This window comes from Acidobacteriaceae bacterium (assembly GCA_035944135.1).
Taxonomy (GTDB): Bacteria; Acidobacteriota; Terriglobia; order Terriglobales; family Acidobacteriaceae; genus Granulicella.
Genome location: DASZBM010000002.1, coordinates 1,310,174 through 1,329,480 on the forward strand (window position 1 = coordinate 1,310,174; position 19,307 = coordinate 1,329,480).

At 60.6% G+C, this 19,307-nt stretch carries 17 protein-coding genes; 9 read left to right on the plus strand and 8 right to left on the minus strand.

All coding sequences use genetic code 11. From position 1 onward, the window contains the following. Nucleotides 1-33 precede the first annotated feature (33 nt). Genes coaD through VGU25_08135 form a run of 3 tightly spaced genes read right to left on the minus strand, consistent with a single transcriptional unit; the run spans nucleotide 34 to nucleotide 2,765 of the window. Nucleotides 34-549 carry a pantetheine-phosphate adenylyltransferase gene (coaD, locus tag VGU25_08125; GenBank protein ID HEV2577162.1) on the minus strand — a complete coding sequence of 172 codons (516 nt, stop codon included), beginning with the start codon at nucleotides 547-549 and terminating at the stop codon, nucleotides 34-36. 27 nt (nucleotides 550-576) lie between these two features. Further along, nucleotides 577-1,569, minus strand: a complete 993-nt coding sequence (gene rfaD / locus VGU25_08130) for an ADP-glyceromanno-heptose 6-epimerase (GenBank protein HEV2577163.1) — start codon at nucleotides 1,567-1,569, stop codon at nucleotides 577-579. 50 nt (nucleotides 1,570-1,619) lie between these two features. Continuing rightward, nucleotides 1,620-2,765 (minus strand): acyl-CoA dehydrogenase, encoded by a 1,146-nt coding sequence (locus VGU25_08135; protein HEV2577164.1) that lies wholly within the window; start codon nucleotides 2,763-2,765, stop codon nucleotides 1,620-1,622. A gap of 123 nt (nucleotides 2,766-2,888) precedes the next feature. Between VGU25_08135 and VGU25_08140 the strand changes: the two genes are divergently transcribed. Beyond that, nucleotides 2,889-5,393 (plus strand): carboxypeptidase regulatory-like domain-containing protein, encoded by a 2,505-nt coding sequence (locus VGU25_08140; protein HEV2577165.1) that lies wholly within the window; start codon nucleotides 2,889-2,891, stop codon nucleotides 5,391-5,393. 16 nt (nucleotides 5,394-5,409) lie between these two features. On the opposite strand, the gene VGU25_08145 is transcribed toward VGU25_08140, so the two are convergent. Then, nucleotides 5,410-5,943 (minus strand): inorganic diphosphatase, encoded by a 534-nt coding sequence (locus VGU25_08145; protein HEV2577166.1) that lies wholly within the window; start codon nucleotides 5,941-5,943, stop codon nucleotides 5,410-5,412. 147 nt (nucleotides 5,944-6,090) lie between these two features. On the opposite strand from VGU25_08145, the gene ispG reads away from it, so the two are divergent. Further along, the gene (ispG, locus tag VGU25_08150) at nucleotides 6,091-7,323 is read left to right on the plus strand and encodes a flavodoxin-dependent (E)-4-hydroxy-3-methylbut-2-enyl-diphosphate synthase (protein HEV2577167.1); all 1,233 of its coding nucleotides are present in this window, start codon (nucleotides 6,091-6,093) and stop codon (nucleotides 7,321-7,323) included. 82 nt (nucleotides 7,324-7,405) lie between these two features. Continuing rightward, nucleotides 7,406-8,107 (plus strand): STAS domain-containing protein, encoded by a 702-nt coding sequence (locus VGU25_08155; GenBank protein HEV2577168.1) that lies wholly within the window; start codon nucleotides 7,406-7,408, stop codon nucleotides 8,105-8,107. A gap of 3 nt (nucleotides 8,108-8,110) precedes the next feature. Here the strand turns inward: VGU25_08155 and VGU25_08160 are convergent, their stop codons facing one another. Both VGU25_08160 and VGU25_08165 read right to left on the minus strand, forming a co-directional pair. After that, nucleotides 8,111-9,415, minus strand: a complete 1,305-nt coding sequence (locus tag VGU25_08160) for a glycosyltransferase family 2 protein (GenBank protein ID HEV2577169.1) — start codon at nucleotides 9,413-9,415, stop codon at nucleotides 8,111-8,113. Beyond that, complete coding sequence (locus VGU25_08165; protein ID HEV2577170.1) at nucleotides 9,412-10,632, minus strand: MFS transporter; 1,221 nt, start codon at nucleotides 10,630-10,632, stop codon at nucleotides 9,412-9,414. The genes VGU25_08160 and VGU25_08165 overlap by 4 nt, the downstream gene beginning before the upstream one ends. 87 nt (nucleotides 10,633-10,719) lie before the next feature. Between VGU25_08165 and VGU25_08170 the strand changes: the two genes are divergently transcribed. The 4 genes from VGU25_08170 (at nucleotide 10,720) to VGU25_08185 (ending at nucleotide 15,848) form a co-directional block, all read left to right on the plus strand. After that, nucleotides 10,720-11,718, plus strand: coding sequence for an SMP-30/gluconolactonase/LRE family protein (locus tag VGU25_08170; GenBank protein HEV2577171.1), 999 nt, complete (start codon nucleotides 10,720-10,722; stop codon nucleotides 11,716-11,718). A 54-nt stretch (nucleotides 11,719-11,772) separates the two neighbouring features. After that, nucleotides 11,773-12,894 (plus strand): Gfo/Idh/MocA family oxidoreductase, encoded by a 1,122-nt coding sequence (locus VGU25_08175; protein ID HEV2577172.1) that lies wholly within the window; start codon nucleotides 11,773-11,775, stop codon nucleotides 12,892-12,894. Between the two features lie 217 nt (nucleotides 12,895-13,111). Then, nucleotides 13,112-14,647, plus strand: coding sequence for an ATPase domain-containing protein (locus VGU25_08180; protein HEV2577173.1), 1,536 nt, complete (start codon nucleotides 13,112-13,114; stop codon nucleotides 14,645-14,647). 58 nt (nucleotides 14,648-14,705) lie between these two features. Further along, the gene (locus VGU25_08185; GenBank protein HEV2577174.1) at nucleotides 14,706-15,848 is read left to right on the plus strand and encodes an ATP-binding protein; all 1,143 of its coding nucleotides are present in this window, start codon (nucleotides 14,706-14,708) and stop codon (nucleotides 15,846-15,848) included. Between the two features lie 69 nt (nucleotides 15,849-15,917). On the opposite strand, the gene VGU25_08190 is transcribed toward VGU25_08185, so the two are convergent. Continuing rightward, a complete protein-coding gene (locus VGU25_08190) occupies nucleotides 15,918-16,532 on the minus strand; it encodes a cytochrome P460 family protein (GenBank protein ID HEV2577175.1) in 615 nt (204 codons plus the stop codon). On the opposite strand from VGU25_08190, the gene VGU25_08195 reads away from it, so the two are divergent. Together VGU25_08195 and VGU25_08200 are read left to right on the plus strand one after the other, a co-directional pair. After that, nucleotides 16,531-17,742: a histidine kinase gene (locus VGU25_08195; GenBank protein ID HEV2577176.1), complete on the plus strand. Its 1,212-nt coding sequence runs from the start codon at nucleotides 16,531-16,533 to the stop codon at nucleotides 17,740-17,742. The two genes, VGU25_08190 and VGU25_08195, sit on opposite strands and share 2 nt — an antisense overlap. A gap of 8 nt (nucleotides 17,743-17,750) precedes the next feature. After that, nucleotides 17,751-18,494 carry a LytTR family DNA-binding domain-containing protein gene (locus VGU25_08200; protein HEV2577177.1) on the plus strand — a complete coding sequence of 248 codons (744 nt, stop codon included), beginning with the start codon at nucleotides 17,751-17,753 and terminating at the stop codon, nucleotides 18,492-18,494. 6 nt (nucleotides 18,495-18,500) lie between these two features. On the opposite strand, the gene VGU25_08205 is transcribed toward VGU25_08200, so the two are convergent. Then, nucleotides 18,501-19,301, minus strand: coding sequence for an ATP-binding cassette domain-containing protein (locus VGU25_08205; protein ID HEV2577178.1), 801 nt, complete (start codon nucleotides 19,299-19,301; stop codon nucleotides 18,501-18,503). Nucleotides 19,302-19,307 lie beyond the last annotated feature (6 nt).

Sequence of the window (19,307 nt, forward strand, 5' to 3'; positions counted from 1 at the left end):
TTGCTCGCCGCAGGCCTGGCAGCATCCCAGCTGCTACTCGGCCCCCGGGACCGCGACGCCGGTCACCTTTTTCTTCTTGAGCCGCTCAACGACGACCGGCGGCACGAGAGACGAGATGTCGCCCCCCAGTTGATAAACGCCTTTGATCAGCCGCGAGCTCACGTACGTGTACTTCTCTGCCGGCATCATGAACAGCGTCTCCAGCTGCGGGTCGAGTTTGCGGTTCATCATCGCCATCTGGAACTCGTACTCATAGTCGGAGACGGCGCGGATGCCGCGGATGACAGCCTTCGCTTCCTTGGCACGCGCGAAGTCCACCAGCAGGCCGTCGAAGGTCTCCACGGTCACGTTTTTAAAGCTGGCCGTAGCCTCGCGCAGCATCTCCTCGCGCTCGTTCACCGTAAAGAGCGGCTGGCCCTTGGAGGCATTGCGCAGAATCGCGACCACGAGATGATCCACGATCTTCGCTCCGCGCGCGATCACATCCAGGTGACCATTCGTCGGCGGATCAAACGTTCCGGGATAGATCGCGGTAATCGCCTTACTCATAGCAACCCAAGAATACAGGCTCCCAGCTCACGCATCGCGATTCTCGAGGTAACTCTGGACATACTCGCGAACACCATCCTCCAGCGAGGTGAATTTGCGTGGGTATCCGGCCGCGCGCAACTTTTCCGTCTTCGCCTCAGTGAAGTACTGATACTTCCCCTGAAGTTCCTTCGGCATTTCGATGAACTCAATCTTCGGCTCGCGTTTCATCGCTGCGAATACCGCCCGCGCGAGGTCAAGCCAGGTGCGGGCCTTGCCCGTGCCGCAGTTGAACAGGCCGCCCGTAGCTCCGGCGCCCTGCAGCGCGAAATGCAGCGTGACATCGACGGCGTCCTTCACGTAGATGAAGTCGCGCATCTGCTCGCCGTCCTTGTATTCGGGCCGATAACTCTTGAACAACTTAACTTCGCCGCTGCAGCGGATCTGCTCAAAACTCTTGACGACCACCGAGCGCATGTCGCCTTTGTGGTCCTCGTGAGGGCCGTACACGTTGAAATACTTCAACCCGACGATGTTCCCGCCCTCGCCTTGATCGAAGAGCTGATGCTTCAACGCCCACAGATCAAACATGTGCTTGGAGTAGCCGTACATATTCAACGGCCGCAGCGTCGGCGTCGACGCGTCGCTGTCATCGTAACCATGAGAGCCGTCCCCATAAGTCGCGGCACTCGATGCATAGACGAAACGCGCACCCTGCTCCTGCGCCCAGTTACATAGCACGCGCGTGTACTGATAGTTGTTGCGCAGGAGATAGTCGGCGTCTTTCTCGGTCGTCGCGCTGCACGCGCCAAGGTGGATGACCGCGCGGGCGTCCGCGTACGCCCCACTTTCCAGGAGGCCGAGGAAGTCTTCGGGTGAAACGATGTCCTCGTAGCGAAGCCCGACGAGGTTCTTCCACTTCTCGTCCTTACCCAACTCGTCAACGAGGATCAGCTCATCCTCGCCCCGCGCGTTCAGCTCCGCCACAACGTTGCGGCCGATGAAGCCTGCCGCACCCGTCACAATAATCGGCTCCGCCATTAAGGTTTCTGCCCTCTCTCAAGCTTCAACTATCGTAGCGGAACCGGCAGTCAGCCCTTCAACAGTTCCCGCGCGATCACCATGCGCTGAATCTCGCTTGTGCCTTCACCGATGGTGCAAAGTTTTACGTCGCGATAGAACTTCTCCGCCGGATAGTCCTTGATGAAGCCGTAGCCACCGTGGATCTGCACACCCTCTTCTGCGATCCTGCACGCGACTTCACTGGCGAAGAGCTTGGCCATTGCAGCCTCGCGCGTCACCTTCTTGCCCTGATCCTTCATCTGCGCCGCGCGCATCGTCAGCAGCCACGCTGCATCGAGCTGCGTCGACATATCCGCCAGCTTGAACTGGATCGCTTGAAAATCGCTGATGGCCTTGCCGAACTGCTTGCGCTGCTTTGCATACTTCACCGCTGCATCCAGCGCCCCACGTGCGATGCCGAGGCTCAGCGCAGCGATCGAGATGCGGCCGCCATCCAGTGTGCGCATTGCATCCTTAAAGCCGCCGCCGAGCTCGCCCACGAGGCAGTCGTCCGGTAAGAAGCAGTTCTCAAAGATCAGCTCGGCGGTATCGCTCGCGCGCAGGCCGAGCTTGTTCTCCTTCTTCCCGCTGCGGAACCCCTGCGTGCCCCGCTCGACGAGGAACGCCGAGATGCCGCCATGGGTTGCCTTCTCCTTATCCGTAACCGCCAGAACGAGCGCACAATTCGCATAGGTTCCATTGGTGATGAAGGTCTTCGATCCGTTCAGGATCCAGCCGCCGTCGCCGCGTACTGCAGTCGTGCGCATGCCGCCGGCGTCGGAGCCTGACCCCGGCTCTGTCAGGCCCCACGCTCCCAGCCACTCGCCGCTCGCCAGCTTTGGAATCCAGCGCTTCTTCTGCGCGTCATTGCCGCCGATATTGATATGGTTCGTGCACAAGGAGTTGTGACTGGCGACGATAATGCCGACACTCCCGTCCACTCGCGAAAGTTCCTCAACCGCAAGAACGTACTCCACGTAGCCGAGTCCGGCGCCACCGAGATCCTCGGGAAAGATCACGCCCATCAGGCCCATCTCGCCCAGCTTCTTTACGGAGGCGTGAGGAAACTCACTCTTCTCATCCCATTCGCTCACATGGGGCGCAATCTCGCGCTCCGCAAAGGCCCGCACCTCTCGCCGAAGTTGCTCCTGCTCATCCGTAAGTCCGAAATGCACCGTCTCCTCCGCTTGCTTCTATAAGCTGTGCTTCTACGTGTATCAGATTTTTCTATAATCCTGCATCCCGATGCAAGCTCTCAGGTCTCGAACGATCCTTATGTGGAAGCACCAGGATTGCTTATGCCTGCCCACCTCAGTTCCGCCCTCGCCGCCTCCGATGTCTATACATCGATTGGCGAAATACAGCACCGACCGCAAAGGAAGCCAATGCGCCCCTTCCCGCTTACTGTCTTGCTAGTCGTTCTTCCCCTCGCACTCCTCGCCGAACAACCGGCCCGCAGCCCACGCGCACCCGCTCCTGCTCCGGACAGTGCCTCGACGCTGCCTGTGACCCGCGTCGCGCTGTATAAGAACGGGGTTGGCTTCTTCGAGCACACGGGACGCGTCACAGGGAACGCAGCCGTCGCGATCGACCTCACAAGCGGACAACTCAATGACGTGCTGCAATCCCTCACAGCCATCGATCTCAACGGCGGCCGCATCTCCGGCGCGGGTTACAACTCGACGACGCCATTGGATCAACAGCTCAAAACTCTCCCACTGTCTCTGGATGACAATCCCACGGCCTCGGATTTTTACTCAGCCATCCGCGGCGCGCGCGTCGAGGTGCATTCGGGCACCGTCTCCATTACCGGACGCTTGCTATCGGTGGAGGCGCGGACTGCGCCCGCAAAGTCTGACGACAGCTCTGGCACCAATAGCATCGAGCGGTATTTCATCACCGTGGTCTCCGACAGCGGCGAAACGCGCACCGTGGAACTCACGCCCGCAACGTCCGTGCGGTTGCTCGACACCTCTCTGCACAACGATGTCAGCCGCTATCTGCAGCTCATTGATTCGAACCGCTCCCAGGGGCTGCGCCACCTGACGCTCTCGGACCACGGCACCGGCACGCGCGAACTGCGCGTCAGCTATATCTCCGAAGTGCCGATCTGGAAATCGACTTACCGGATTCTGTTCACAAACTCGAACTCGGCGACGCAGCTATCCGGGGTCCTCGGCGGACGTTCTTCGTCCGCACGGGTGGAGGCCACCCTTCAGGGCTGGTCCGTTGTGGACAATACGACCGGCGCCGACTGGGACGACGTCCAGCTCTCGCTCATCGCCGGCGCGCCACAAAGCTTCATCCAGCCACTCTCCCAGCCGATTTATTCGCGCCGGCCTGAGATCCCCATCGCGCAGGAGTCGCAGCTTACACCGCAAACCTTTGACAGCGCCCTCGCGGCTAAATCCGCGAATGGCGTGAGCGGCAACGTGATTGATCCGTCAGGCGCTGTTGTCGCGGGTGCGAGAGTCATCGTTACCGGCTCTGACGGCTCGCAGCAGAGTGCAACCACAGACTCGCAAGGTGAGTTCTCTTTTGCTCTTCCCAGCGGGCGCTATAAGGTGCAGGTTTCCTTGCCCGGATTCCAGACTGTAATTCTGAACGCATTCGCCAACACAAGCCCAATGCAGATCACCCTTCCTGTTGGGTCAACGAACGAGACTGTAGAGGTCAGCGCAGGCGCCGCGGGTGAGATGGCGCTCCATGGTGTCGGCCCGCTCAGCTACAGCAAACTGCTCGCGGCCCCCGCGCCTCCGGCTCCACCTCCCTCATACGAGGAGCTCGCGCACGCCTCACTTACACCCGAAGCAAAATCATCGGCCTTCGACGACTTCTTCGAATACCGCATCAACCAGCCGATCACAATCCGCAAGAACGAGTCTGCGCTTGTGCCCATCCTGCAGGTTAAAATCCCGGCGGAGTCGGTGACGCTGGTCTCGGCCGCGGGCTCTTCCATCTCGGAGCCACTGCGGGCACTCTGGCTCACGAACAACTCCGGCCTGACCTTGGATCGCGGATCATTCTCTATCGTTGAGGACGGCAACTTCGGCGGCGAGGGCCTGCTCGATCCGATTCATCCGGACGAGAAGCGGCTCGTCTCCTACGCGGCCGACCAGGCCGTGCACGTTGGCGCGGAGAATCAGCATTCAGATCAGCACACGACGCAGATCACCGCTGCGAAAGGCGTTCTTCGGCTGCATCACACAACGAGCCAGGAGATCACCTACGTCGTCCACAACGCAGCCTCCACGCCGCGCACGGTTGTGCTCGAGTACAAGCTGAACCCGCCGTATGTGTTCGACGATGACTCCAAACCCGACGAGACCACGGCCACGGTTGCGCGTTATCGGCTAACAGTACCTGCGGGCGGCACGGTCAAGCGCTACGTCGGCGAACACCACCGCAGCGTCGTCACCTACTCGCTGCTGAATTCCAATGACTCGCAGCTCACCTACATCCTCGACCAGTCGAAAGACAATCCGGAACTCGTTACCGCACTGCAGCCTGTTCTTGATGCGAGGCGCAAAGTGGCCGACGCGCAGGCGGCCGTCGACGACACGAGCACGCGCCTAAGATCGCTTCGCGAGGAGGAGGACCGTGAGCGCGCAAATGTCACAGCCCTGAAAGATACGGACAAGTCCGCCAGTGGCCGTTTCATCCGCGACCTGAACGAGACTGAGGACAAGCTGCGCGCAGCTCAGGCAGAACTCGACACCAGGACGGCCGCACTGAACACCGCGAAGACGGATCTGGCGAACGCGATCGAAAACCTCCAGGTGGACACCGGAACAAAAGACTGATTCGCTGCGGTCGGCGCTACTGAGCAGCCCGACGCGCCTTGCGGATCAGCTTCTGGGCCTCGCTGACGCCCTTGGTGCCGAGCAACTGATACTTTTTGCCTTGCATGTCGTGGTAGTTCACAAAGAACTCCTCGACCTCGTCGGTCCATTTGTCCGGGAGATCTTTCAACTTACGCACGTTCTCGTATTGATGGCTGATCTCGGAGACGACAACCAAACGGTCATTGCGGATCTTCTTCTTTCCGTCAAGCTGCTGCCCTTCGATGACGCCGATCAACCGCCCCTTCACCGCAATGCCGGGAAACGCCGGCTCGTCCATTAGCAGCAGAACGTCGATCGGATCGCCGTCGGGCGCGAGGGTCTGCGGCAAAAAGCCGAAGTCATAGGGGAATGTCATTCCAGCGGGCAGCGTCGCTTTGTGCGCAAAGATCCCCTGCTCCGGATCAAAACTGAACTTGTTCCGGCTGCCAGCCGGCGTCTCGACAATCACCTGCACCAGATCGCCCTTTTCCATCGGCTTCAGCTTTGTAGGATTCCTCAGCGACTTCATCGTTTGGCTCCTCGTTCTCGTCTCGAGATCTTCTCTTTGATGAGATGCCTCCAAGCCCTTTGCGCTCACCGGATTGATGTTAGGCTGCGTTTAGTGCGGACTTGGCGACCGTCCTGAACAGCCCTCCGACTGGTAAAATAGGGCTATATGCCATCCATCCAGCGTCGTCGCGCCGTTACGGTCAACATAGGCGGCATCCGCGTCGGTTCCGACGCTGCTGTCGTCGTGCAGTCGATGACCAACACCGATACCGCCGACGTCGAATCCACAATCCAGCAGGTAGCCTCGCTCGCGCGTGCCGGTTCCGAACTCGTCCGCGTCACCGTTAACAATGACGACGCTGCCAAGGCTGTCCCCTACATCGTTGAAGGCATTCGCAAGAAGGGCTGGGAGACGCCCATCGTCGGCGACTTCCACTACAACGGCCATCTGCTGCTCAGGAAGTACCCCGACTGTGCGAAGGCGCTCTCGAAGTACCGCATCAATCCCGGCAACGTCTCCATTGGACGCAAGGACGATGACAACTTCCGCACCATGGTGGAGTGCGCGGTCGAGAACCAGAAGCCCGTCCGCATCGGCGTGAACTGGGGCTCGCTGGACCAGGCCCTGCTCACCCGCATGATGGACGACAACTCGAAGTCGGCAAACCCCATCGAATCGCGCGACGTCATGCTCGAAGCCATGGTTCGTTCCGCGCTCGACAACGCCGCGGCGGCCGAGCGCTACGGTCTGCGCCGCGACCAGATCATTCTCTCCGCCAAAGTCTCGAACGTGCGTGACCTGATCGACGTTTATACCGAGCTCGCGCGCCGCTGCGATTACGCGCTGCACCTCGGCCTCACCGAAGCTGGCATGGGCATGAAGGGCGTTGTTGCCTCGACTGCCGGTCTCGCTCCGCTGCTGCTGAACGGCATCGGCGACACGATTCGCGTTTCGCTCACCCCTGAGCCCGGCGCCGACCGCGCGGAAGAGGTTCGTTGCGCGCAGCAGATTCTGCAGTCCCTCTCGATTCGCAGCTTCATGCCGCAGGTCACCTCCTGCCCCGGCTGTGGCCGCACGACCAGCACCTACTTCCAGGAACTCGCACAACGCATCCAGGCCTATCTCACAGAGTCCATGCCCGAGTGGAAGAAGATCTATCCCGGCGTGGAAGAGCTGAAGCTCGCCGTCATGGGCTGCATCGTGAACGGCCCCGGCGAATCCAAGCACGCCAACATCGGCATCTCCCTGCCCGGCACATTCGAGGAACCCAAAGCACCGGTGTACGTGGACGGTAAACTCTTCACCACGCTCAAGGGCGATCACATCGTCGAGGAGTTCCAGGTCATCCTCGATGAATATGTGGAGAAGCGCTACGGACGGCAGGTCGTCGAGGTCTAGAGCGGGCTCTCGCGTCCAATGACGACCAGGTGTACGCTGGAGCGTACATCCTGTCGATTCCAGGGTGCCATGCGAGGGCTCTATGTCGCTTACCCTGAGCACACGTCACTGCGGAAGTGTCTGCATCGTCCAATGCGCCGGTCCCATTGTGCATGGTGAAGAGGAGCAGGCCCTCGATGCCACACTGGATCATGCCGAGCGAACGTTCTCGCGAATCGTCCTCAATGTGAGTGACATTTCGCGTCTGGACAGCATGGGGGTCGGTTTGCTGGTGCGTCACTCGACGCGCGTCGCGAAACGTGGCGGAGCTATCCATCTCGCCGGTTCACCACCCTTCGTCACGCACCTCCTCGACCTCACCAGGGTCTGCACAATTATCCCCACCTTTGAGAACGAGGACGATGCCATCCTGTCGTTCCTGGGCCGTGCCCCCGCTGAAAAACCCGCGGAGCCTGGGCCTCGCCTGCTCGTCTTCGACCCCTCGGCTGATCTGTGCACCTTTGCGCGGACCGTCCTCTCCCAGCGCGGATTCACCGTTCGGACGACCTGCTCCTTCAGCGATGCAAAATTGCTGCTCCGCGTCGATCGCCCGGATTACATCCTCGTAGGACCCTGCACCGCTCAACTTTCATCGGACACGGTCGCACAGGATCTTGCAGCAATCGCACCGAAGGCTTCCCTCCTGCAGCTCGATCCGGATTTCAAATCGCGCGATGCCCTCGAAGCAAGTGCAATGCTGCTTCAGATGTTCGGCATGGCCAGCCCCCCAGAGCTTCCGAACTGATCCTCAGTGTTCTTTCTTGTGGCCTTTTTTTCGCAGCGCCGGCCAGAGCGCCAGCAGTCTCGCCCCGACGCGTCCTCTTCCCTTCTCTTCCGCTCGCCGAGCCTGGGCTGCGCTGCGCTCCCACTGCAACGGACTGTTATGCATGCGCAGCTCACGCAGCGGATAGTACGTTCCGCGCCACATCACCCCGCGCCGCGCCCACACTGAAACCATCGAGCGCAGCATCGCCCATGCCATCACAAAGACCGCCGCAGGGTATAGCCATCCATAGCGTGCATCGATGCGGCTCCGCGCACTCATGATGCGATACGAGGCACCGATGCAGCAGACAGACATAAGCGCAGGCAGCGCAGTCGGCAACCACGCAAGGCCCGCTAACGGCGCGAGAAACAGGATCACAATGGCCGCGCACCCAAGCACCAGAAACGACGTCCTGAAATTCACGCTCGCAAATAAATTCTTGGTGAGCCCACGCACAATACCGCGCGCTCCTCTGGCCCAGTGAACCAGGATCAGCTCAGGCCCGAACGCCACACTCTGACGCAGGCCGGCCGCCTTCATCCTGCGGCCGAGCGTTACATCTTCAACTACGGCCAAACGCTGCGGCTCCCATCCGCCCAGCACCTCCAACGCTTCGCGACGCACCAGGTTGAACGCGCCTACGCCGATGACATCGTGCCTCGCCAGCGGATCACTGACGCGCCATGGTCTTGTGATCCACATGCCAAGCACGCCGAAGAAGCTGAGCATCAGGCCCTCGCCGCGGCCCTTCACTTCAGGAGTCGGGAAGACGACAACGTGATCGGCCTGCGTCATCACCGCATAGGCCATCGCTCTCCGCAGCGATGACGGCGAAAAGAGCACATCGCCATCCGTAAACAACAGGTACTCGCTCAACGAGTTACGCGTTCCAACCTCAAGCGCAAACGTCTTCCCGAGCCATCCTTCCGGCAGGTAGTCGATATGGATCGCTCCAATCTGCTCCGGATAACGCGCCGCAAATTCATCGACAATCTGCCGCGTCCTGTCGGTCGAACGATCGTCGATGGCAAGTACACGCAGGTTGTTGTACTGCTGCGCGATCAGCGTTTCCAGCGTCGCGCCGATATTCTCCGCCTCATTGCGCGCGGGCACGATCACGGTGAGCGACGGCGCCGATCCCTCCGGCGGAATTAGATCCCACTCCGGTTGCGAGATGTCCGGCACCTCGCCAACCCGCCGAATCGCCTCGTTCGTTCTCCAAAGCCAGAGTGCAGCCAGCAACCACTCGCCGTACTCGGCCGCCAGGCGCCACGCAGGTGAGATCATGCGGGCGCCGGAGCCTCCACATCGCGGAGACTGGGCGCAATCTTCGCGCCGATAAAGAAGACCACCGCGCCAACCGCGAAGGAGATCAGCGTGACAGCCATGCCCAGCCGCAGATTGCTGTGGTCGCTGACAATGCCAATCACCTTCGACGATGGCATGTCGCCTAACACGTGAATCATGAACAACTGTCCAGCCATCGCCGTCGCACGCAGACCATCCGGAACCGCGTTCAGCGTCGCCGCATTCACCGGCCCCGTGCCGAGAAAGATGAGAAACACCGCGGCTGAGAGTGACGGCACAATGAAAGCTCTCGGCCCAAAGAAGCACAGGATCGCAGGAGGAATCGTCAGCAACGCACTCAGTGCCGGAACCAGGTAGAGGGCCTTCGCGGTCCTCCTCGACCACACTTGCGCGATCCATCCGCCAAGCGCTGTGCCGCCTAATCCGGCGACAACGATGATCGGTCCCATCAGCCCGCCCGCCGCCTCAATCGAGTACCCCGCCTCGCGGTGCAAAAACGACGGCATCCACCACGAAATCCCTCCGAGCGAAAACGTCACGGCAGCGTAGCCAAGAATCGACGTCAGGTATGGTCCATTCTTCAGCAGCGAGATCACACTCGCCCTGTCAGTCCTCGCCCGTTCGCGTCCCCGGTCGAGCCGCTTCGGCTCACGCATGAAGAACAGAATCAGCAGCGCCATCAGCAGGCCCGGAACAGCGCTGGTGATAAAGCTCATCCGCCATCCGTGATGCGCCGCCACCCACGCGCCCGCCTCGTAGCCGGCCGCCGCTCCCAACGGCAGCGCGATGTTGAAGATCGTCATCGCGCGATTCCGCTGCGATTCTGCGAAAAAATCCGCGAGCAGCGCCGGCGCAAACACGCCGAAACATGCCTCCCCGATACCCAGTGCCGCATGCCTCAGGTTCAGCGACATGTAACTGTGCACACTGGCTGTGAAGAAGTTCACAGCAGCAATCCCGAGCGCAGCCACCACGATCATCGGCTTGCGCGGAAAGCGATCGCCCAGCCACCCCGTAATCGGCGACGCGCAAACATACGCGACCATAAACCACAGCGTTAGCGACCCGATCTGGCTGTCGGTCAGCGCAAACTCGTGCTTAATCTGTTCCTGTACGCCCGGGAGGATATAGCGGTCCAGGTAGTTCACGAAGTTCATCGCCGTCAGCAGGGCAAGCGCAGCCGTCGCGCCAGCCACCGCTCTTATCCTCGGCCTCACATCCAACGTCATCGACCCGAGCATAGCAGGTGCACGCCAGCCAAAACGTGACGTAGCATGGCTCGCATGCCGCTCGCCGTAAAACTTGCCGCCGCAGCAGCGATTGCCATCTCACTTCCCATGAGTAACGGAAAGCCTGCCGCACCCGAACCCTCTGTTCTCCGACTCGACCCCGCACTCGACGCCCTGATTCCTCCAGGCGCCAGGCCCGAGCTCGTCGCCAACGGCTTCAACTTCACCGAAGGTCCGCAGTGGAGACACGGCCGGCTTTGGTTTGTCGATGGCCCCGCAAACAAACTGCGCGCCACTACGCCGGACGGCCACATCACCGAGCTGCTCACCTCCGCCTCAGGTTTCGCCAACTTCCTCGGACCAAACGGCAACGCCCCCGACGCTCAGGGCAGTGTCGTCATGTGCGAACAGGACGGCCGCCGCGTCGTCCGCCTCGTCGGTCCTGACGATCACCTTAAAGTCGAAACGCTTTTCGAAAAGTACGAGGGCAAGCGCCTCAACAGCCCGAACGACATCATCTTCGCCGCTGACGGGAGCTTCTACTTCACAGACCCGCCGTACGGCCTCAAAGGCATGGACAAGGATCCTGCCAAGGAGCTGCCCTTCAACGGCGTATATCACTACAAGGACGGCAAGCTCACGCTCGTGATCCGCGACCTGACACTCCCCAACGGCATCACGCTCACCGAAGATGGCAAGACCATGTACGTCGCGAACTCCGGCCCGCACATGATGTACATGAAGTATCCCGTAAACCCCGACGGCACCGTCGGTCCCGGCACAATGCTCATCGACTTTCAACCCTCACCCGAGCACGGCGTCCCCGACGGTCTGAAGCTCGATACACAAGGAAATCTCTGGGCCTCAAGCCCCGGCGGCATCCGCATCATCACCCCTGCAGGCAAGGTCCTCGGCCAGATCAAGTTGCCGGAGGTCGCAGCAAACCTCGCCTGGGGCGATGACGGCAAGACGCTCTACATCTGCGCCTCCCACAGTGTGTACAAGCTGCGCACCAGCGTAATGGGGCGCATGCCGCTCTTCTCGCAGCCCTGAGAACTGCTATCAATCCACATCTGCAGCTCAATTGAGGAGCGTACATTTATTCGCATGAGCCTTATGGACCGCCGCGCCTTCGCCAAGCTCTCTGCCCTCTCGCTCGCCGCCACTCGCCTCTCTGCGCAAAAGCCCGCAACCTCCGTCACCGGCGCGCCTACATTGTCGAAGCCCGTCGGCTTCGCTCCCGTCGGAATCGGAGACATCTCCAAGATCTTCATGCAGGCCTGCGACCGCACGCCGAACGCGAACATCACCGGCATCGTCACCGGCCATCCTGCTGAGAAAGGCACGAAATACGCCGCGCAGTACAAGCTCCCGCAGAGTTCGATCTACACCTACGAGACGTACGACAAGATTCGCGATAACCCCGCTATTGAGGCCGTCTACATCGGTCTTCCCAACTCCATGCACTGCGAGTACACCATCCGCGGCGCAGAAGCCGGCAAGCACGTCCTCTGCGAAAAGCCCATGGCCATCTCTTCGGCGGAATGCCGCAGGATGATCGACGCCTGCCGCGCGCACAACGTGAAGCTGATGATCGCCTACCGCGTGCACTACGACCCCACCTTTACCCAAATCCGCAAGATGATTCACGACGGTGACATCGGCGATCTCGTCGGCTTCCAGGGTGGCTTCTACGGCCAGAAAAAAACCGGCGAGTGGCGACTCAATCGCGCGCTCGCCGGCGGCGGTTCACTCCTCGACCTCGGCATCTATCCGCTCAACGCTATCCGCTGGTTATGCGCCGAAGAACCGAATGACTTCCGGGCAATGGTCTCGACGATGGAAAAAGGCCCGCGCTTCGCGCAGGTCGAACAGACTGTCGAGTGGGTGATGAAGTTCCCCTCTGGCATCCTCGCCAACTGCGGCTCTTCCTATGGCATGGATGGCCCCGCGTTTCTCCAGATCGATGGCTCGAAAGGCCGCATCCACATCGAGCCCGCCTTTTACTACGGCGACGTCAAGTACACCTTCACCGGCCACACGCGCAACGGCGACGTCTCCGGAGGTTATCCGGTCACCGGTCAATACGATCAGTTCACGGCCGAGGCCGACCACTTCGCGGCTTGCATCCGCAATAACCGCACCCCGGATACACCCGGCGAAGAGGGCCTCGCTGACATGCTCGCCATTGAGGCCATTTACAAAGCGGCAGGCACACCTATTGCCTAAGCTGACCTTACTGACCCCGTCAGGAATGGTAGGGAGCTCCGAATGATTTAGAAAGCAAAGGACTTCACGTTCTCCGAAGCCCTTGCGCAACCTGTCTGCGCGGAGAACGCATCCTACCTGACGCCTCTGCGATTCGGTACCTGGACTCTCCGGTTTGCCGTCAAATCTGGTGGAAAGTTTGTTATCCGTTCGTACCCCCTCGGAGACCTCGGCATTAATGGAAGATCACGCAACGACACACCCCAACGGTTCTCGCGCCGCTTCGCCCTCTCCACGCCGCATCAGCACTGGTGTGGCTGGTATTGACGACATCCTTGGCGGAGGTATCCCGTCCGGCCACCTCTATCTTGTCGAGGGCGATCCCGGCACCGGAAAGACCACGTTTGCCCTGCAGTTTCTGCTTGCCGGCGCTGCCCGGGGCGAGAAGTGCATGTACGTCACCCTTTCGGAGTCAAACCACGAGCTCGCGGAGGTTGCCGCCTCCCACGGCTGGGACCTCGACTCGATCGTGCTCTTCGAGATGATTCCCACCGACGAAGACTTGAGCCCCGAGGCGCAGTACACCGTATTTCACCCCTCTGATGTCGAGCTCGCGGACACAATCACTGCCATCGTGAAGCAGATCAATATCGTCAACCCGGAACGCGTAGTCTTCGACTCCCTCTCGGAGTTCCGCATGCTGGCGCGAGATCCCTTGAAGTATCGCCGCCAGATCCTCGCGCTCAAGCGGCACTTTGCCGGTCGCGACTGCACCGTGCTTCTGCTGGACGACCGCACGTCAGATGATGCTGACAGCGATCTGCAGCTCCGCTCACTGGCCCACGGTGTGATCAAGCTCCAGACACTCGAACGGGACTTCGGTATCAGCCGCCGTCGCCTTGCCATCCACAAGTTGCGCGGTTCGTCCTTCCGCGAGGGCTTTCACGACTACGCCATTCGCACAGGCGGCATCGATGTCTATCCCCGCCTCATCGCAGCCGAGCACAACCCCGGCTTCGTTCGCAAATGCGTCCCCAGCGGTCTTACCGAGCTGGACGAGCTCTTCGGCGGCGGCATCGACAACGGCACGAGCACGCTTCTGATGGGACCTGCCGGCTGCGGCAAATCCACCATCGCGCTCCGCTATGCAATCTCCGCCGCAGAGCGCGGCGAAAAAGCTGCAGTCTTTATCTTCGACGAGACCTTAACGACACTGGTCACGCGCTCTCAGGGTCTCAACATGGACCCGACGCCCTATATCGAGAATGGCACCCTCGAGATCCAGCAGATCGACCCCGCCGAGCTCTCGCCCGGCGAGTTTATTGCACGCATCCGTCGTCTCGTCGACGCCCAGGATCTGAGCGTCGTAATCATCGACAGTATCAATGGCTTCCTGAATGCCATGCCGCACGAACAGTTCCTCGCTATGCAGCTGCACGAGCTGTTCTCCTATCTCGGCCAGCAGGGTATCGCCACCCTCGTTACGATGGCGCAGCACGGGTTCGTAGGCATCACCCAGGCCCCGATTGACGTAAGTTATCTCGCTGACTCCGTCCTTCTATTCCGCTACTTCGAGCGCGCCGGAAGCGTCTACCAGGCGCTCTCTGTCGTAAAGAAGCGCAGCGGCCGACACGAACGCACCATCCGCGAACTCGTTTTTCGAGACGGCCATGTTCGAGTCGGCCCGGTTCTCACCAAGTTTGAAGGAGTCCTCACCGGACATCCGTCCTTCACCGGATCCGCAGAGGAGACTGACTCTGAACTCGGCCAATGAACGCTCGATTCGCGAGACCCGGACCATCGTTCTTGCCCCCACAGGCAGAGACGCGCAGTTGATCTCTGCCGTCATCGAACGCTCCGGCCACCCTTGCCACATCGCTGCCACGATCACCGAGCTCGATGACGAGATCCGCAGCGGAGCCGGCGCTGCTATCGTCGCGGAGGAGGCCTGCAAAGGCGACGCCATCGACCGCCTGCAACCGGTCCTCGCCGAGCAGCCCTCCTGGTCGGACTTTCCGTTGATCCTTCTCATCGCCGGCGGCCGTGTCACCGTCGAGAGCGAGCGCCTCCGCCGGATCCGTGAACCTCTCGGCAATGTCCTCCTGCTCGAACGCCCAATTCGACCTGAGACCTTGCTCAGTACGCTTGAGACCGCACTCCGCGGACGACTGCGCCAGTACCAGATCCGGGATCAGATGCAGCAGGCCGAGATCGCGCAGGAGGCGCTCCGTCGCTCCGAGAAGCTTGCGGTCACCGGCCGCCTCGCCGCCAGCATTGCGCACGAGATCAACAATCCGCTGGAGTCCGTCACCAATCTTCTCTATCTGGCTCGCTCGGAGCCGTCACCCGACATCGTGCGTCATTACATCTCTCTCGCCGACCAGGAACTTGCTCGCGTCACGGAGATAACCAAGAACACGCTGCGCTTTTATCGAGAGCCCAGCCAGCCGTCCACCATTGACCTGGTGAAGGTGCTGGACTCCGTACTTTCCCTCTACAGCTCGCGCCTCAACGCCGCTGGTGTTCACATCTCCAAACAGATCCGCAATTCTTCCGTTCCTCTCACAACCTCGCTTGGCGAGCTCCGTCAAGTCATCGCCAACATCATCGGTAACGCACTCGATGCCATGCGCAATGGTGGAAAGCTCGCCGTTCGGATCTCCACAGAAGAGCGCTCGTGGCGCCCCGGCCGAAGCATGGCGCGCCTCACCATCGCCGACAACGGCACCGGCATCCCGCAGGATCTTCTTTCGCGCATCTTCGAGCCGTTTGTCACCACCAAAGGCGAGACCGGCACAGGTCTCGGTCTCTGGGTGACTGCCGAGCTTGCCCGCAAGAACGGCTGGACCATCCGTGTTCGCAGCTGCGCGCACGCCCCGCGCAGCGGCACCACCTTCTCCATCCTGCTTCCGCTGCTACCCACTCCCGTCTCAGCCACACCGTCCGATCAACTCCTGGCCGGCTACGCTGTCTAGCGACGCAAGGCACAAAAAAAGCCCCGGAGCGCGACCGGGGCTGATACATTCCTGCAACTTCGTCACTGGCTAAAGAGGTTGTTTCGACTCCGGCGTGGATATCTCCTGCAGATACTTTTCCGCAAGTGTGCTCTTCAGCTTCGCAATCGGCAGCAGAGTCGGATAAAACTGCACGAACGTCGTGTCCACTGCTCCATGGTCCTGGTGGCAGCTGTAGCAGTTCGAAGTCGGCGGATCCAGCCTACCGGTCCTCCCTCCGTCAAATCCGAAGAACGCCCACTTGCCCGGAAAACGCGCGTCGTCCTTCACGTGCACCTCAAGCCCCATAATCTCGTCCTGATAGCTTCCGCGCTGATTGATCGATCCTCTTCCTCGCGCGCCGCGGACCTCCAGCACAAGCATCGTCTTGTCCGGCCAATGCCCTGTCGCGACGAAAGCTCTGTACGCCTCCGGATTGACGAACACGTTATCGAACATGTGATGGTCCGGCATCGCCGAGCTCGCGCTATAGCTCATGTCGAAACCGCTCGTCAGATATACCCAATCACGGTAATGTTCCGGAAACTTCAGCTGCGCATCGCTCGTGTACTGTGGGTCGTCTTCAGCCGGCATCAGGCAGAGAAACTTCGCCACTGGAATCAGCAGCGCTGTAAGGGCCAACGCAACCTTGGCTGTAGTAAGCATGCTCGCAGTATGCGTCCCCGCCCCCCTGGAGACCAGACCAGCCACTGCACCGTTCCTGCCACTCGCTGCATACCTGTTTCCCGCGCATGCCTCGCAGGTCTACGATTCCTGCATGGACAATCGCAGCCCGGCTCCCCGCTGCACGTCATGGCTGTGGATCGCCGCCGTATGGTTAGGCTTCGGTCTCCTCGACGCCATCGACAGCGTGATCATCATGCATGCGGAAGGCATGCATCATGCCTGGGGCAGGCTTTTTATTACGTCCGTTCTTGCGTGGATCCCATGGGCGCTCGCCACCGCGCTTGTCATGCGTCTCAATCAGCGCTTTCCCATTACGCAATGGCGCTCCTGGAAGACATGGCTCTTTCACGTCTCGGCTTATCTCGCGCTCGACTTCGCCTGGACCGCCTGGTACGCCGGCCTGGAGTTACTGCTTAATCCTTACGCAGCCCATGATCCTCCGAAGCCGTTCCACACTGTCTGGCTGCGTGCCTCGGCCGACCATCTGCTCGCTTCCTTCATCCTCTACGGCGCCGTTGTCGCCGTAGATACTGTCCTCGATTCACGCGCTCGGCTCGCCCGCCAGCAGGCAGAAACCGCCCGTCTCAACGAGCAACTCTCCAAGGCGCAACTCGACGGCGTTCGGCGACAGATTGAACCGCACTTTCTCTTCAATACACTCAACTCCGTCTCCGCCCTTGTCCGAGAGCACCGCAACGATGCTGCCGTCATGATGATCGCCGGCCTCAGCGACTTCCTCCGCCGCCTCCTTCAGGATCCATCGCGCCAGCAGGTTCCCCTCGCCGAAGAGATGGAATTCGCGCAGAAGTATCTCGAGATCCAGAAGGTTCGCTTCGTCGACCGCTTGCAGCTTGCCGTCGATGTGCCCAGCGATCTGCTCGTCGCACAGGTTCCCACGCTCATCCTGCAGCTCATGCTTGAAAACGCCATCAAGCACGGCATCTCCAAGCGCGCGCAAGGCGGTCTCGTGCGCATCTCCGCTTCACGCTCCAACGGCTCACTTACGCTCTCGGTCTACAACGACGGCCCTGGACTCGCCGCCGAGAATGCAACCGCCTCGGGCATCGGTCTCACCAACATGCGCATGCGCCTGCAGGGCCTCTATGGCGACTCATTTGCGCTGCATATGCAGAATCAACAACCCAGTGGTGTTGAAGTCTCCGTCTCCGTTCCCTTCGTCGAAAACTAGGAGCGATCTTGTCCGTCGATCCACCAACAATCCGCGCCGTCATCGTCGACGATGAGCCACTCGCACGCTCCAACCTGCGTCTTCTGCTCCAGCGCGATTCGAACATCAACATCGTAGCCGAGTGCGGCTCCGGCCCTGATGCTCCCGCTGTTATTCGCAAGTCGCGCCCCGATTTGCTCTTCCTCGACGTCCAGATGCCCGAGTGCGATGGCTTCGACGTCATCGAGCTCCTCGGCGCTGATCTTCCCGTCGCGATCGTCTTCGTCACGGCCTACGATCACTACGCACTTCGCGCCTTCGAGGCCGGCGCGCTCGATTACCTCCTCAAGCCGTTCGACAATGCACGCTTCGATCTCGCACTCTCACGCGCAAAGCAGAAGATCGAGCACGGCAAAGACCACCCGCGCAAATTCGACCGCCTAACTATCAAGTCCGCCGGCCAAATTGCCTTTGTCTCCCTCTCCGAGATCGATTGGATCGAGGCCGCCGACTACTACGCTGCTCTGCACATCGGCGCTCGCACGCACCTGCTCCGCCGCAGCCTCTCCGATCTCGAGCAGGATCTCGACCCCGCACTCTTCTGCCGCATCCATCGCTCCGCGATCGTCAATCTCGATCGCGTCCGTGGTCTCCGCTCCAACGAAGACGGCGATTACACCGTTCTTCTCCACAACAACGCCACGCTTCGACTCAGTCGCAAATATCGGAAGCAACTTCAATCTCGTCTGGGCGTGCTCACAGAATCCGTCTGAACTGTGTCACCAGGCATTCCAGAAGCCATCGCGCTCGGTCAGCGTAATCTTCCTGCCAAACAGTTCGCTCAATCGGCGCTCCGTCAGAAGTTCGTGCTTCGCGCCGTCGCTCACAATTCTTCCTTCGCGCATCATCACCACGCGCTGCATCTCCGGCAGAATGTCCGCGATGTGATGCGTAATCATTACGATCGTCACACCGCGCTGCGCCAATCCGCGGAGCATCTCGCGAAGATCATGCTGCGCCGCCAGATCCAGCGCATTCGAAGGCTCATCCAGCAGCAGCATCTGCACCTCACCATCTACGGAGGCACCGGCCAGTGCACGCCCGATCATGACGCGCCGCTGCTGCCCGGCACTCATCTGCCCTACAGGTTTCTCGCGCAACGCCTCCGCTCCGACGAGCGTCAGGATCTCTTCGGCTCTCTCGCGCATCGCATCCGTCACATTCAGATTCGGCCACAAGGTAGAGCTCGAAAAGAATCCAGTCACAATCGCGTCCAACCCTGTCGTATGCAGCGTCGGTTTTCCCGGCAACTCCGGACTGACCACACCCATCCTTCGCTTCAACTCCGTCAGGTCCCACCGCTCCCGGCCCAGCAGACGCACCCGTGTGTCCGGTTTGACAATTGGATACAACTCGCACGTCATCGTCTTCAGCAGCGTGGACTTCCCACATCCGTTCGGCCCCAGGATCGCGACGTGTTCGCCACGTGCAATCCGCAGGCTCACATCATGAAGCACAACAGCACTGCCGCGCGCCACATGTACATGCTCAAGTTCGATCAACGATTCACAATCCGCCATCTCTCT